This window comes from Clostridium peptidivorans (assembly GCF_900205925.1).
GTDB lineage: Bacteria > Bacillota > Clostridia > Clostridiales > Clostridiaceae > Clostridium_AK > Clostridium_AK peptidivorans.
Window position 1 is genome coordinate 102151 of the sequence record NZ_OAOD01000006.1, and the last position, 15972, is coordinate 118122.

The following is a 15972-nucleotide window of genomic DNA, read 5'->3' on the forward strand; positions in this document are numbered from 1 at the left end:
GTTGCGTCTAAATAAGTACGTTATTTTTCATAAGAAATAAGTCTTTGTATTAGCTCATCTACCATTACGTCAATCCTTTTAAAATCTATATTTGATACATAGTACTTTTCTAGAATATCATGAGTTTTTTTACATTTAGTAATGCATTGCAGGCCTTCATGTAAAAAGTCATAGAAGTTAGATTCGTCCTTTTGAATTTCAGCTTTATATTTATCTAAATAATCTTTATTTAAAAGATCTGTCATCAAAATATGCTCACCTTGAAAGGATTCTCTGTTTACTTCATTAGAGGTTACAACGGCTAAATCTAAATCTGGAATGAAAATGTGTTCTATTCTATTTAGATTGATTACGTCATGGAATACCTCTACAAAAAGTCCACGTCTTAAGGCTTCATCCTTTAAGAAGCTTAAGACTTCTGTTTTGCCAGTTCCAGGACCACCCTGAAGTACATAAACATTTTTAAAAGGAGCTACAAGATCATCTATAAAAGTTATTATTCCATTAGGGGTAAGAGCTGTACAGAATAGATGACGTTCTTTTCCTATTCCCCATTTGTTAGCTTTAAAAATTTTATCTTTTAGGCTTTCTTTTAATTCATTTAATTTTATGTTATCTAATGCTTCAAGGTTAAAGTTTCTCCAATCTTCATGAACTGCAGCTGCAGCTTTAAAATAGCTAAAGCCTCTTTTAAACATACGACTTATATCAGCATAAACAGGTAATAATTGGTCTTTTCTAGAGGATAATCCTTTTTCATCTAAGCATACTCCAAGATTAAATATCTCATCTATAGCACCAGGATAAATAGGATCCTGCATATGAGGAGCAGTACCATCAACTAAGGCTACATTTAGGCCTTTAATAAGTATTGCGTCTAAAGATTCATTATCAGAAGAACAATGAAAGTACTCCACATCATGTCCTCTATCTTGAAATATTTTACCTATTTTTTTCATAGCAAATGACTTTCCGGTTCCAGGACCACCTTTAAAATATATTATTCTTTTAGCCTCTGAAGTAGGTATTATATGAGAAAATAAGAAATGTGGACCTAAAGGTGTATTGGTGCCAGGAAACAAGTGTCTTTCCTTTCCGATCATAATTTCACACTCCATAAAATAAAAATTATACAATATAATATGCAAAACTGATTTCTATGTGATTGTGAAGTGAAATATTTAAAAATGTATTAACAAAAAATAAAAAATCCATAATCGCTAAAATATAATATGTAATATAATTTAGCGATTATAGATTAAGGGCTAGTTATTAGCAAAATCTCTATCTATTGTAATTATAGCATTATAGTGAGGGTGAATATTTTTTATATCCCTATTTAAGCTAGATGTAATTTCTTCGATAAATTCATCTGTAAGCTTTTGTGTATAACATACAACTACATCAAATATAAGGTTTTTAGTATCACCTTCACCAACCATTCTAAAATCATGAAGCGATTTAATCATAGAATATTTAGTTATTATATTTTCAACTTCAGCTTTAGCATAGTTAATTTCTTCATCGTTAGTATTTATAGGATCCATGTGCACAACAAGCACGATATTTAGCTTTTCAGAAATTTCCTTTTCAGCTTTATCAATAACGTCATGGATTTTAACTATCGATATATCTTGTGGTACTTCAGCATGAACTGTAGCTATAAACTTATTAGGTCCATAGTTATGAATTACTAAATCATGAGTGCCTGTTATATGTTCATAACTTAATAAGCTGCTTATTATCTTGTTAACTAAATCAGAATCTGGTGCAGCACCTAAAAGAGGATCTAAGGTATCTTTTATTAGGGAATATCCTGAATAAAGTATAAATAAAGATACAAGCATTCCTATATAGCCGTCTATAGGAAAAGCAATCCATTTAGATAATAGTAAAGATAGAGCTACACCAGTTGAAGAAAAAACATCTCCTAATGCATCCATAGAGGAAGCTTTAAGAGCTGAAGAATTTATAGTTTTGCCGATGTAATTATTAAATCTGCTAAGCCATATCTTTGTAAAAATAGATAAAACAAGAAGTATAAAGGGGATAACCTCAAATCTTACAGGAGTAGGATTAATAATTCTTGCATAGGAGGACTTTACAAATTCAAATCCTACTAAAAGAACCATAAAGGACACTATAAGTCCAGATAAGTATTCTATCCTTCCATGCCCAAAGGGATGCTCTTCATCTGCAGGCTTAGAAGCTAACTTAAATCCAAGCATGGTTATTACAGAAGAAGTGGCATCTGAAAGATTATTAAATGCATCTGCAGTAACGGATATACTTCCAGATATAACTCCAACTACAAGTTTTACTCCAAAAAGTATAGCATTAGCTACTATTCCAATAATACTTCCTAAAAATCCATAGGAGTTTCTAACTTTTTCATTTTCAACATTTTCAGAGTTTTTTATAAAACGCTTAACTAATAATTGCGAAACCATTTTAAACACCTCGTAACTTTAATCAAATACAATTATAGATTATACCACTAACATTTGCCAATTAACAATTATCTATTATTTGAAAGAAGAACGTAATTATGTTATGCTGAATTTATGAAATTTTCAATTAAAGCGAAAGAAGGATTGATTGTGGATGGAAGATAAAGTTACGTTAGCTAAGGATTTGATAGATTTTATATATAAAAGCCCAACTGCATTTCATGCTGTGGAAACTGTAAAGAATGTTTTAGATAAAAATGGGTTTAATGAGCTTAAAGAAACAGAGCAGTGGAATTTAAAAACTGAGGGGAAATATTATGTAGTAAAAAACAATTCAGCTATAATAGCATTTGTTATGGGAAGAAAAAGTGTAGTAGAGAATGGATTTAAAATAGTAGGAACACATACGGATTCTCCAACCTTTAGAATTAAGCCTCATGCTGAAATGACATCAGAAGGAAGTTATTTAAAGCTAAATACAGAAGTTTATGGAGGACCAATTTTAAATACATGGATGGATAGACCGCTATCCATAGCAGGAAGAGTTGTATTAAAGTCAAAAAATCCCCTAAAACCAAGTTGTAAATTATTAAATATTAAAAAACCATTACTTATAATACCAAATATAGCTATACATATGAATAGAGATGTAAATAAAGGATTAGAATTAAATGCTCAAAAGCATACATTGCCATTACTGGGGATGATTAATGATAAACTTTCAAAGGAAGACTTCTTATTAAGAACTATAGCTAATGAATTAAAAGTAGATATAAGTGAGATACTAGATTTTGATTTATTCCTATATGAATATGAAAAAGGATGTATTATGGGAATGAATGATGAATTTATTTCCAGCGGAAGGTTAGATGATTTAGCCATGGTGCATGCAGCACTAGAAGCTCTTGTAAATTCAAAACCATCAAGTTCAACTAATGTTTTGGTGTGTTTTGATAATGAAGAAATAGGAAGTACTACAAAGCAAGGAGCGGATTCTATATTCTTATCAAGTATTTTAGAAAGAATTGTAGAAAAGAAAGAAAGTGGAAAAGAAGCATATTTTAGAGCTTTGGCAAATTCTTTTATAATATCCTCAGATTTAGCTCATGCAGTACATCCTAACTGGGAAGAAAAGGCAGACCCTACCAATAGGCCTATAATAAATAAGGGACCTGTAATTAAAATAAATGCTAACTTTAGCTATACTACAGATGCTTATAGTTCAGCTGTTTATGAAGGAATATGTAAAGAAGAAAGTATTCCTGTTCAAAAGTTTGTAAATAGATCCGACTCAAGAGGGGGATCAACTATAGGACCTATATCTTGGTCACATATAAATATTAATTCTGTAGATATAGGAACTCCAATACTTGCAATGCACTCTATAAGAGAGCTTGGTGGAGTAGATGATCATTACTACATAACTAAAAGCTTTAATAAATTTTATTCTGTATAATTTATAAAGATCTATGATTTTGTTATAAATTAGCACAACTCAATTCATTTCAGATAATTGTGAAGTTTATGTTGATTTTAAAAATCTAATGTGATAAACTAAAAAGAAAAAATAAATTTACCTTGGGTAGAGGTGCTGTAATTAATAGTACTTATTCTTAGCGGCCACGCAATGAGGAATAAGAAAAGGAATTATAGCCGAAGGAGAATAATGTAGGAAGTTATCTCCTGGCTTTGCATAAAATATATGCAAAGTTGTCACTATAATGGTGGAGAGCTACAGAGGTTACATACAATAGAAGCTAAAAAGCAGCTATAGGTATAACCTTAGCTGCTTTGTTTTTTGTAAGATTTATTTGAATTTTAAGAAATAGCTTAATCATAATAAAAGTTTAGGGGGCAAAAATTATGAATTTATTTGGAAGCATGGAAATAGGAGAAAACACACTTTATATAGGTGGGGTAAGTACTGTTGAACTTACCCAAAAATACGGAACTCCTTTGTATGTATTTGATGAGGGGCTTATGAGAAGCATATGTAAGGATTATTACAAATATTTTAAGGTAAATGAATCAAATAATAGAGTTGCATATGCAGGAAAAGCATTCTTAACTTTAGCTATGTGTAAATTAATTGAAGAAGAAGGACTCTGCTTAGATGTAGTATCTGGGGGAGAATTATATACTGCTATGAAGGCGAACTTTCCAGCAGATAAAATTTATTTTCATGGAAACAATAAAACTTTAGAAGAAGTAGAAATGGGAATAGACTATGGAGTTTCAAGATTTGTAGTAGATAATTTTTATGAACTAGAACAAATAAATAAAATTGCAACAAGAAAAAATAAAGTGCAAAAGGTATTATTAAGAATAACTCCAGGAATAGAAGCACATACCCATGAATATATAAAAACTGGCCAAATAGACTCTAAATTTGGATTTACTTTATCAAATGAAGATGCTTTAAAAGGAGTTAATGTGGCACTACAGCTTCCAGGTATTGAACTTGCAGGATTACACTGTCATATTGGTTCTCAGATTTTTGATTTATCACCCTATGAAGATGAAGTAGAAATAATGATGAACTTTATAAAAGTTATAAAAAATAAATTTAACTATGAAATTCAGGAGCTGGATTTGGGTGGTGGATTTGGGATTTACTATACAGAAGAAGATGAACCAAAAACCACTAAGGAATACTGTGAAATTATAATAAATAAAGCAGATGAAGCTCATAAGAGATTAGGAATAAAACTTCCAATGCTTACTATAGAACCTGGAAGATCTATAGTGGGAAATGCTGGGGTTACTCTTTATACTATAGGATCTACAAAAAATATACCAGGAGTAAGGAAATATATATCAGTAGATGGAGGAATGGCAGATAATATAAGACCTGCGTTATACAATGCTAAATATGAGTGTGTTGTTGCAAATAGGATGGAAAATGAAAAAGATGACTTTGTAACCATAGCAGGTAAGTGCTGCGAGTCTGGAGATATACTTATAAATGATACAAACATCGCAAACTCTGAAGGTGGGGACATTTTAGCAATGTTTACTACTGGCGCTTATGGATACTCTATGAGTAATAACTATAACAAAATTCCTAAAGCAGCTGTGGTATTTGTAAAAGATGGAGAAGATAGACTTGTATGTAAAAGACAAAGTTATGAAGACTTGATAGGTAACGAAATATTTTAAGCACTAGGTGCTTAGTTTTTATTAAATGGAATCGCAAGGAGAAGTTTCTCCTTGCGATTTTTCTTACTGTAAAAACAAATCGCTGTCAGCTGCTAATTCTTGAGAGGTGTTGTCGAATTCCCAGGTAGCTATATTGTTTGCTACAACTGGATCGCGTACATTGTCTGGTAACTTTGTATAATCAGTTTTAGAATATGATTTAACTATCTTTTGCGGAGCTTCTAAGTAGTCCCTGTCCATTGCGAGATATCCACTATTTTTTTCTGTCATGGAAATCCCTCCTTATAAATTAGTTTACAAAATTTAAATAGAGGAAAAATAGTATCCTCAAAATTAGTATTCCACAGCTATTAAAAAAAATTACTTTTATTTTTAGGTATATAGTTTAATTTTAGAGGTATATTAAAGTGGCACCTTCATAATATGTTTATAAAGTATAAAAAAAGTTAAATAAATGCTTTAAAAAGAAGGATAAAATGATATTTTATAGAATAATAATAATATGGTAATAATTATTATTGATAAGGAGGATTATAAAATGACTAAATTAAATGAAATTTATAAATGTGGGATTTGTGGAAATATAGTAGAGGTAGTACATGAATCAGTAGGAACTCTAGTATGTTGTGGCAAAGAAATGATACATCTTAAGGAAAATACAGTAGATGCTGCAAAGGAAAAACATGTTCCTGTAATAGAAAAGATTGAGGGTGGAGTTTTAGTAAGAATAGGAGAAGTTGAGCATCCTATGTTAGAAGAACATCACATAGAATGGATAGAAGTTTTAACAGCTGATAAAGTTTATAGAAAGTATTTAAAAGCAGGCGAAAAACCAGAAGCTGTCTTTAAAGTTGATGAAGAAGTAATTGCAGCTAGAGAATATTGTAATTTACACGGTTTATGGAAAAAGTAATTTTAATCATAATTGATTAAAACAATTAAGGTATATAATAATCCCCACATAACAAAATAATTGTTATATGGGGATTTTAGTTTTATAATAGTATATTAAGGAATACGGTATGAATACAATATATTACCGAAAATGAAAAAATTATAAAATGGAGGAATATACAATGGAGCAAACAGAACAAAGAAAAGTTATATTTAGTGGAATACAACCTTCTGGTGAATTAACTTTAGGAAATTACCTAGGGGCATTAAAAAACTGGGTTAAGCTTCAAGATGAATATGATTGCTACTATTGCATAGTTGATATGCATGCTATAACAGTAAGACAAGAGCCAAAGGATTTAAGAAGAAGAACTTTAGAAGTTTTATCTATATACATTGCAGCAGGAATAGATCCAGAAAAAAATACTTTGTTTATACAATCTCATGTGCCAGCTCATGCAGAAGCAGCATGGCTTTTAAACTGTAATACTCATATGGGTGAATTGTCAAGAATGACACAATTTAAAGATAAGTCTCAAAGATATGGAAATAATATTTCAGCTGGTCTTTTTAATTATCCAGTACTTATGGTAGCGGATATACTTTTATATCAAGCAGATTTAGTACCAGTTGGAGTGGATCAAAAGCAGCACTTAGAATTGACTCGTGATGTTGCAGAAAGATTTAATAATACATACAGCGAAACTTTTAAAATACCTGAACCATATATACCAGAAGCTGGAGCTAAAATTATGGATCTTCAAGAGCCAACAAAGAAGATGTCTAAGTCAGCTGATAATCCTAATTCATATATACTTATAATGGATCCGCCAGAAGTGATAAGAAAAAAAATATCCAGAGCAGTAACTGATAGCTTAGGATTAGTTAAATATAGCGATGAGCAGCCAGGAGTTAAAAACTTAATGACCATTTTAAGTGTAATTAAGGGGAAAACTATAGAAGAAATAGAAAAAGAATATGAAGGCCAAGGGTATGCTCAGTTTAAAAAAGACGTAGCAGAAGCCATAGTAGAGGAACTTGAGCCAATACAGAAAAAAGTAAAGGATTTAACCACAAATAAGGAATACTTAGAAAGCATTTATAAAAAGGGAGCAGAAAAGGCAAGCTACGTAGCAAATAAAACCCTTAGAAAAATGCAAAAGAAGATAGGATTTATACCAGTGTCAAGATAATAAAAATTATTATTAATAGAAAATTATATAATGTACAAAAGTGTATGCTTGTTTTTGTCAAGCATACACTTTATTTATTTAGTGATATTTTATAAACTATATCTTTTAATAAAATGGTATTAGTTATTTTCTTTTTAAAAGGGGTTGCAAAATACATAGCTTTTGTATATCATATGATTATAATTGAATATGATAATATAAGGAGTGAAGAAGTTGGATTTAATACAAGTGATGAAAGCATTATCTGATGAAACACGTATGAGAATGCTTAATATACTTAAAGATGGAGATTTATGTGTTTGTGAAATAGAGGTTTTACTTGACATCAATCAATCAAATGCATCAAGACACCTAAATAAATTAACAAATGCAAAGATTCTAGATTACTACAAGGTAGCTAAGTATGTGTATTACAAGATAAATGAAGATACAGTTAAAGAGTTTCCTTTTTTAAAGGAAATAATTAAGGAACATGCTATTAAATTGAAACAATGTAGCATGGATTTAGAAAGATTAAAGAAATATAGGGAAAGTAACTTAAGCTGCGATGACTTAAAAGAAGGTAAGATTTGCTTTGATAATTAACTTATAATAAATAATATTATATACGGAGGATGATTTAATGAAAGCAAAAGTAGCATTTATATGTGTACACAATTCCTGCAGATCACAAATGGCAGAGGCGCTTGGAAAGCTATTTGCAAGTGATGTATTTGAGTCCTATTCAGCAGGAACGGAACTTACGCCTCAAATAAATCAGGATGCAGTAAGAATTATAAAGAATTTATACAATATTGATATGAATAAAACACAAAAGTCTAAACTATTAGGTGACATACCGCCAGTAGATATTGTTATAAAAATGGGATGTAATGTGGTTTGTCCTTATTTACCAGGAAAGCACATAGAGGATTGGGGACTAGATGACCCATCAGGTAAAAGTGATGAAGAATTTATAAAAACTGCAAAAGCTATCGAAGAAAAAGTAAAAGATTTATCAAAAAGAATTAAAAATAATGAAATTAATTTAGGCTAAAATTTATAAAATAATAGGGAGGATTAAAATGACTACCGAAAATAAAGAAGGCGGTAAGGGCCTTGGAGTATTTGAAAGATATCTTACTATTTGGGTAGCACTTTGTATTGTTGTAGGAATACTTATTGGTAAATTTATACCGAGTATACCAAATACACTTAATAAATTTGAGTATTACAATGTATCTATACCAACAGCTATATTAATATGGCTTATGATATATCCAATGATGCTTAAAATTGATTTTTCGAGCATTGTAAATGCAACAAAGAAACCAAAAGGATTAATAGTAACTTGTGTTACTAACTGGCTTATAAAGCCTTTTACAATGTATTTAATTGCAGCATTTTTCTTAAAGGTTGTATTTAAGGCGTTTATACCTGAAAACTTAGCAACAGAGTATTTAGCAGGGGCAGTACTACTAGGAGCAGCTCCATGTACCGCAATGGTATTTGTGTGGAGTTACTTAACTAAAGGGGATGCTGCTTATACTTTAGTACAAGTAGCGGTGAATGACTTAATTATATTAATAGCATTTACTCCTATAGTAGCATTTTTACTAGGAGTGAGTGATGTAACAGTTCCCTATGGAACATTAATACTATCAACTATATTATTTGTTGTAATACCATTAGTAGCAGGATACTTTACAAGGAAATCTGTAATAAAGAGCAAGGGACTAGAATACTTTAATGATGTATTCTTGAAGAAATTTGATAATACTACAATTATAGGATTGTTATTAACTTTAGTTATTATATTCTCTTTCCAAGGAGAAATAATTATAAATAATCCATTACACATTCTTCTAATAGCAATACCTTTAACAATTCAAACTTTTTTAATATTTGGAATTGCTTATGGATGGGCAAGAGCATGGAAACTTCCACATTCAATTGCAGCACCAGCGGGTATGATTGGTGCAAGTAACTTCTTTGAACTAGCGGTTGCTGTTGCAATATCATTATTTGGATTAAAATCTGGTGCTGCACTTGCTACAGTTGTAGGTGTTTTGACAGAAGTACCTGTAATGCTTACTCTTGTTAAAGTAGCCAATAATACTAGAAACTGGTTTCCTAGTGAAATTACAAAAAAATAAAATATAATAAGAAATATTTTAAAAAAGGTCAGTAAAGATAAATCTAAATGTGAATGTAAGTAAAAGGAGTGAACGATTATGAAAAAAATGATTATTTTTGATCCTGCTATGTGCTGTTCAACAGGAGTATGTGGCCCATCAGTGGATCCAGAACTACTACGAGTTTCCACAGCTTTAAACAGTTTAAAGAAAAAAGGTATTGTAGTAGATAGACATAATTTAACAAGCAATCCTCAAGCTTTTATTGATAATAAAATAATAAATGAATTATTAAATAGTGAAGGTGTAGATATATTGCCAGTAACAATGGTTGATGAGGAAGTTGTTAAGATTAAGGCTTATCCTACAAACAAGGAACTTTGCCAAATGCTTGATATTCCAGAAGACTATCTTGCAGTTAAGAAACCATTAGGTATTAAAATTAAAAGCAGTAACAGTGGGTGCTGTGATGGAGATGGATGCTGCTAAAGTAAAATAAAAGAGAGGTATGCTAATGTTTAAGAAATTTAATATATCAGATATAAACTTAACAAAATACTTGTTCTTTACTGGAAAAGGTGGAGTTGGTAAAACTTCAACTGCATGTGCAGTAGCAGTAACACTCGCTGATGCGGGAAAGAAAATCATGCTTATTAGTACTGATCCTGCTTCAAATTTACAAGATGTTTTTAATACTGAACTTAATAACAAGGGAGTTCTCATAAAGGAAGTCCCTGGTTTAGTAGTTGCAAATTTTAATCCAGAAGATGCAGCTGCAGAGTATAAAGAAAGTGTTATAGCCCCTTATCGAGGAAAACTTCCAGATGTTGTTTTGAAAAACATGGAAGAGCAGCTATCAGGTTCTTGTACTGTTGAAATAGCAGCATTCAACGAATTTTCAGGCTTTATTACTGATGAAAAAGCAGCTATGGAATATGATCATATTATATTTGATACGGCACCAACAGGTCATACTTTAAGAATGCTTCAGCTGCCTTCTGCATGGAGTAATTTTATAAGTGAAAGCACACATGGAGCATCATGTCTTGGACAGCTTTCAGGCTTAGAAGATAAGAAAGAAGTTTACAAAAATGCAGTTAGTAATTTAGCTGATGGAGAAAAAACTACACTTATACTTGTATCTAGACCGGAACCATCACCATTAAAAGAAGCTGAAAGAGCATCTAAAGAACTTCAAGATATAGGAGTAAATAATCAAGTTTTAATAATAAATGGTGTACTTGAAGAGCATAATGATGAACTATCTAATGCTATCTTTAGTAAGCAGCAAAAGGCGTTAAGTGATATTCCAGAGGGGATTAAAAACATTGAAACTTTTGAAATTCCACTAAGACCTTATAATGTAACAGGACTTGAAAATGTAAGAGCATTCTTAAAGGATAGCCATATTAAATTTAATAAGGAAATACTAAATACAAATAATATTCCTAAACTAAAGAATGTAATTGAAGATTTATATAAAAATGATAAAAAGGTAATGTTTACTATGGGTAAAGGTGGAGTAGGAAAAACAACTATAGCGGCTGCAATTGCTTTAGGGCTAGCTAAAAAGGGTAAAAAGGTGCATTTAACAACCACTGACCCAGCAGATCATTTGAAATTTGTATTAGATGAAGGCTATGGGATTACTTTAAGCCATATTGATGAAAAAGAAGAACTTGAAAAGTACAAAGAAGAAGTATTGGGCAAGGCAAGAGAAACAATGAGTGAAGAAGATTTGGAGTATGTAGAAGAAGATTTAAGATCTCCTTGTACTCAAGAAATTGCAGTATTTAGAGCTTTTGCTGAAATAGTAGAAAGATCAGAAAATGAAGTTGTAGTTATTGATACAGCTCCAACAGGTCATACACTATTACTTTTAGATTCTACACAAAGTTATAATAAAGAAATTCAGCGCTCTCAGGGTGATGTTCCAGAATCAGTTAAAAAGCTTTTGCCTAGGCTTAGAAATGAAGATGAAACAGAAGTTATCATAGTAACTCTTGCTGAAACAACTCCAGTTTATGAAGCTATGAGATTACAAAGTGACTTAAATAGAGCAGGTATCAATAGCAAATGGTGGGTTATAAACTCAAGTTTTTACGCCTCAAATACAACTAATGACATATTACAGGTAAAAGCAAGCAATGAAGTACAGTGGATTAACAAAGTGAATGAAATATCAAAAGAAAATTTTGCAATTATAGAGTGGATAGCAGAAGAACTTAAAGGTGAAAAACTTAATGATTTAATAAACTAAATTATTATTCCATTGCAAATTACTAATAAAACTTCTGGTTGATATCAGGAGTTTTATTAGTTTACAAATATACAGGTGTAGGAATCAGCTATAAGAATAACTTAGTGTTTGTTCCAGTTAATTATAAAAACAATGTTGACAAATATGAGGCTTAGGCATATTATGATCATATACTCATATGCGTATATAAGAATTTAACAAATAGAATGTTACATAAGAGAGGATAGTGATGATAAATGGATAAATTAACTGATTTTTTTAAAATGTTATCAGATGAAACACGTTTAAGAATTCTAGTGCTTTTATATCACAAAAAACTTTGCGTTTGCGAGATATGCGGCATTATGGAAGAAACACAGCCTAAAATATCAAAACATTTAGCAAAGCTTAGAGATATGGGATTTGTTAAAGATGAAAGAAAAGAACAATTTATATATTATTATTTAAATTTTAATAATAAGGTACTTGAAAACATTTTAAAAGAAATTATACACAATATTGATAACTATGAAACCTTAAAGAAGGATATTGAAAAGATTGCTAGTGCTGAAGTTTATCTTGATTCATGTAAAGGACAAGGGCAGTATTTCATTGATAAATAAGCCAACAGGAGGGTTAATAGAATGAGCGCAATTTCTAGTTTGTTTGGATTCCTTAATGATCAAATACTAAAGATGACATGGCTTTCGGAGCTTATTAGATTGCTTGTGGAAAATGTATTTGGATTATCAATTAAGGAAAGATTAGGAGGAAGTATACATTTCTTTATATATGATACTATAAAGATTTTCATATTATTGTCATTATTGATATTTATAATATCTTATATTCAAAGTTACTTTCCACCTGAAAGGACAAAGAAAATACTTGGTAATATTAAAGGCATAAAAGGAAATATATTAGGGGCATTGCTTGGAACTATTACTCCATTTTGCAGTTGTTCTAGTATTCCTATATTTATAGGATTTACCTCAGCAGGACTTCCACTTGGAATAACATTTTCATTTTTAATATCCTCTCCACTGGTAGATATAGGTTCCTTGCTGATATTAATGTCATTCTTCGGTGCTAAGATTGCCATAGCATATGTTGTGGTAGGATTAATACTTGCAGTTGTAGGTGGTACAATTATTGATAAGTTAGGTCTTGAAGATGAAATACAGGGCTATGTTCGTGATATAGAAAGTGTTGATGCAGCGGTAATTGAAATGACTCGTGAAGAGAGAATATCTTATTCAAAACAGCAAGTTAAAGATATATTTAGGAAGGTATGGTTATATGTTTTAATAGGAGTTGGTATTGGAGCAGCCATTCATAACTGGATACCACAATCCGTTGTTGAAAGGGTAATAGGAAATAAAAATCCATTTTCGGTGCTGCTTGCCACAGGCATAGGAATACCAATGTATGCTGATATTTTTGGAACGCTGCCAATAGCAGAAGCGTTATTTGGAAAAGGAGTAGGAATTGGTACAGTATTATCTTTTATGATGGCTGTAACTGCACTTTCATTACCATCAATGATTATGCTTAGTAAGGTTGTAAAACCTAAGCTTTTAAGAATGTTTGTAACTATAGTTTCTATAGGTATAGTTATTATAGGATATCTATTTAATGCATTCTCATATATGTTTATATAAGCAGCCAATGGTTAGGAATAACCGTTAAAAATATAAAATTTGGAGGAAGAATAAATTATGATTATTAAAATTTTAGGGACAGGATGCACTAACTGCAAAAAGTTAGAGGAAAACGCGAGGAAGGCAGTAGAAGAATTAGGATTAGATGCCACAGTTGAAAAAGTAACTGAAATTAAAGATATTATGAAATATGGAGTAATGAAAACTCCTGCACTTGTAGTTGATGAAAAAGTAAAAATTATGGGAAGAGTTGCAACATCAGATGAGATAAAAAAATACCTCTAAATATGTGCTAGTTTAGAATTTAAGGGATACATGGTGAAGTATTAATATGTATCCTATATTTTTATTCTATAATTGAAGACATATGAAATAATACGACAAGCTTTGAAAACATTGGATACATGATAACTGTGAAGAAAATACATATTTAAGGTTTAAAAATAAATAATAAATGTTATAATATTGTGAGGAAATACTCATAAGTTGAAGAAGAGGAGAGTGCGGAGTGGAAGATTTAGTTAAAGAAATAGAGAAAAGAAGAACCTTTGCCATTATATCCCACCCGGATGCTGGTAAAACTACCATAACTGAAAAACTGCTTTTATACGGGGGTGCCATAAGACTTGCAGGTTCCGTTAAAGCTAGAAAAGCTAACAAACATGCAGTATCTGACTGGATGGAAATAGAAAAACAGAGAGGTATATCTGTAACTTCTTCTGTTATGCAGTTTGATTATGATGGATATTGTATAAACATATTAGATACCCCAGGTCACCAAGATTTTAGTGAAGATACATATAGAACACTTATGGCAGCGGATAGCGCTGTAATGGTTATAGATGCTGCAAAAGGTGTGGAGGAACAAACTAAAAAACTTTTCCATGTATGTAGTTTAAGAGGAATACCTGTATTTACGTTTGTAAATAAAATGGATAGAGAAAGTAGAGATCCTTTTGAATTGATGGAAGAAATAGAAAGTGTACTTGGAATTCGTTCCTATCCTATGAATTGGCCGATAGGATCTGGAGCAGATTTTAGAGGAATATATGATAGAAATAAAAATGTAATTGAAGTGTTTAATGGTGGAAATCACGGACAGACTGAAGTAGAATCTTTAGAAGGAGAAGTAAATGATCCAGTATTTAAAGAGCTTTTAGGAGACCAACTTCATGATAAACTTATAGAAGATATAGAACTATTAGATATAGCTGGAGATAATTTTAATTTAGAGCAGGTAAGAAAAGGTGATCTTACTCCTGTATTTTTCGGTAGTGCACTTACAAACTTTGGTGTAGAGCCATTTTTGAAAGACTTTTTAAAGTTATCTACATCACCACTTCCAAGAGAATCAGATCAAGGAGAAGTTGATACCTTTGAAGAGGAGTTTTCGGCTTTTATATTTAAAATTCAAGCTAACATGAATCCTGCGCATAGAGATAGAATTGCATTTATGAGAATATGTTCAGGTAAGTTTAAAAAAGGCATGGAAGTATTCCATATTCAAGGTAAAAATAAAGTTAAATTGGCGCAACCACAGCAATTCTTAGCACAGGATAGGGAAATAGTAGAAGAAGCTTATGCAGGAGATATCATAGGAGTTTTTGATCCAGGTATTTTTAGCATAGGAGACACTTTATGTAAGAGTCCTAAAAAGTTTAAATTTGAAGGTATTCCAACCTTTGCGCCAGAGCACTTTGCTAGAGTTAAAACCATAGATACTATGAAAAGAAAGCAATTTGTAAAGGGAATTACAGAAATATCCCAGGAAGGTGCTATTCAGGTATTTAAGCAAATAAATATAGGTATAGAAGAAATAATAGTTGGAGTTGTAGGTGTACTACAATTTGAAGTATTAGAATATAGAATGAAAAGCGAATATAATGTAGATATAAAGATGGAAAGACTCCCTTTTAGATATGTAAGATGGATTGAAAATACTGATATAGATGTAGAATCACTTAGTATAACTAGTGATACTAAGATTGTAAAGGACTTGAATGATAGAAGCCTAATGTTATTCCAAAGTGATTGGGCTATAAGCTGGGCGTTAGATCATAATAAGGGTGTAGTTTTATCTGATATTGGTAAGAGTGAATAAAAGGAAATTGCGATGCAATTTCCTTTTATCTATTTACATTGTTTAAAAATCCTATGGTAATCATAGGGCTCAGGCTGTTGATAAGCATATTTTATCAACAGCCTTTTTATAATGTTACTCACAAATAGTATAAATAATGAATAATATGTATGAACAGCAAG

16 protein-coding genes and 1 riboswitch are annotated in these 15972 nt (G+C 31.0%); of the genes, 13 read left to right on the forward strand and 3 right to left on the reverse strand.

Annotation, left to right across the window (positions count from 1 at the left end; translation table 11 throughout):
• Positions 1 to 20 precede the first annotated feature (20 nt).
• On the reverse strand, positions 21 to 1103 hold the full coding sequence (locus CRN98_RS07300; protein ID WP_097026770.1) for a PRK06851 family protein: 1083 nt from the start codon (positions 1101 to 1103) through the stop codon (positions 21 to 23).
• A 162-nt stretch (positions 1104 to 1265) separates the two neighbouring features.
• The gene (locus CRN98_RS07305; protein ID WP_097026771.1) at positions 1266 to 2450 is read right to left on the reverse strand and encodes a cation diffusion facilitator family transporter; all 1185 of its coding nucleotides are present in this window, start codon (positions 2448 to 2450) and stop codon (positions 1266 to 1268) included.
• A 154-nt stretch (positions 2451 to 2604) separates the two neighbouring features.
• Between CRN98_RS07305 and CRN98_RS07310 the strand changes: the two genes are divergently transcribed.
• On the forward strand, positions 2605 to 3906 hold the full coding sequence (locus tag CRN98_RS07310) for a M18 family aminopeptidase (protein WP_097026772.1): 1302 nt from the start codon (positions 2605 to 2607) through the stop codon (positions 3904 to 3906).
• A gap of 119 nt (positions 3907 to 4025) precedes the next feature.
• Positions 4026 to 4193, forward strand: a riboswitch (Lysine riboswitch).
• Between the two features lie 120 nt (positions 4194 to 4313).
• The gene (gene lysA, locus CRN98_RS07315) at positions 4314 to 5609 is read left to right on the forward strand and encodes a diaminopimelate decarboxylase (protein ID WP_097026773.1); all 1296 of its coding nucleotides are present in this window, start codon (positions 4314 to 4316) and stop codon (positions 5607 to 5609) included.
• 63 nt (positions 5610 to 5672) lie between these two features.
• Here lysA and CRN98_RS07320 read toward each other — a convergent pair whose 3' ends face one another.
• Positions 5673 to 5879, reverse strand: a complete 207-nt coding sequence (locus CRN98_RS07320; protein ID WP_097026774.1) for a hypothetical protein — start codon at positions 5877 to 5879, stop codon at positions 5673 to 5675.
• A gap of 268 nt (positions 5880 to 6147) precedes the next feature.
• Here CRN98_RS07320 and CRN98_RS07325 point away from each other — a divergent pair, with 268 nt between their 5' ends.
• The 11 genes from CRN98_RS07325 (at position 6148) to CRN98_RS07375 (ending at position 15811) form a co-directional block, all read left to right on the forward strand.
• Positions 6148 to 6522, forward strand: a complete 375-nt coding sequence (locus CRN98_RS07325; RefSeq protein WP_097026775.1) for a desulfoferrodoxin — start codon at positions 6148 to 6150, stop codon at positions 6520 to 6522.
• 163 nt (positions 6523 to 6685) lie between these two features.
• Positions 6686 to 7696 carry a tryptophan--tRNA ligase gene (gene trpS / locus CRN98_RS07330; protein WP_097026776.1) on the forward strand — a complete coding sequence of 337 codons (1011 nt, stop codon included), beginning with the start codon at positions 6686 to 6688 and terminating at the stop codon, positions 7694 to 7696.
• Positions 7697 to 7900: 204 nt separating this feature from the next.
• Complete coding sequence (locus CRN98_RS07335; protein WP_423237090.1) at positions 7901 to 8281, forward strand: ArsR/SmtB family transcription factor; 381 nt, start codon at positions 7901 to 7903, stop codon at positions 8279 to 8281.
• 37 nt (positions 8282 to 8318) lie between these two features.
• On the forward strand, positions 8319 to 8732 hold the full coding sequence (locus tag CRN98_RS07340; RefSeq protein WP_097026778.1) for an arsenate reductase ArsC: 414 nt from the start codon (positions 8319 to 8321) through the stop codon (positions 8730 to 8732).
• Positions 8733 to 8760: 28 nt separating this feature from the next.
• Complete coding sequence (arsB, locus tag CRN98_RS07345; protein ID WP_097026779.1) at positions 8761 to 9831, forward strand: ACR3 family arsenite efflux transporter; 1071 nt, start codon at positions 8761 to 8763, stop codon at positions 9829 to 9831.
• 78 nt (positions 9832 to 9909) lie between these two features.
• A complete protein-coding gene (arsD, locus tag CRN98_RS07350; RefSeq protein ID WP_097026780.1) occupies positions 9910 to 10299 on the forward strand; it encodes an arsenite efflux transporter metallochaperone ArsD in 390 nt (129 codons plus the stop codon).
• Between the two features lie 25 nt (positions 10300 to 10324).
• Positions 10325 to 12070, forward strand: coding sequence for an arsenical pump-driving ATPase (arsA, locus tag CRN98_RS07355; protein WP_097026781.1), 1746 nt, complete (start codon positions 10325 to 10327; stop codon positions 12068 to 12070).
• 236 nt (positions 12071 to 12306) lie between these two features.
• Positions 12307 to 12672 carry an ArsR/SmtB family transcription factor gene (locus CRN98_RS07360; RefSeq protein ID WP_097026782.1) on the forward strand — a complete coding sequence of 122 codons (366 nt, stop codon included), beginning with the start codon at positions 12307 to 12309 and terminating at the stop codon, positions 12670 to 12672.
• A gap of 21 nt (positions 12673 to 12693) precedes the next feature.
• Positions 12694 to 13710 carry a permease gene (locus CRN98_RS07365; protein ID WP_097026783.1) on the forward strand — a complete coding sequence of 339 codons (1017 nt, stop codon included), beginning with the start codon at positions 12694 to 12696 and terminating at the stop codon, positions 13708 to 13710.
• 57 nt (positions 13711 to 13767) lie between these two features.
• Positions 13768 to 13995, forward strand: a complete 228-nt coding sequence (locus CRN98_RS07370) for a thioredoxin family protein (protein ID WP_097026784.1) — start codon at positions 13768 to 13770, stop codon at positions 13993 to 13995.
• 223 nt (positions 13996 to 14218) lie between these two features.
• The gene (locus CRN98_RS07375) at positions 14219 to 15811 is read left to right on the forward strand and encodes a peptide chain release factor 3 (protein ID WP_097026785.1); all 1593 of its coding nucleotides are present in this window, start codon (positions 14219 to 14221) and stop codon (positions 15809 to 15811) included.
• Positions 15812 to 15972 lie beyond the last annotated feature (161 nt).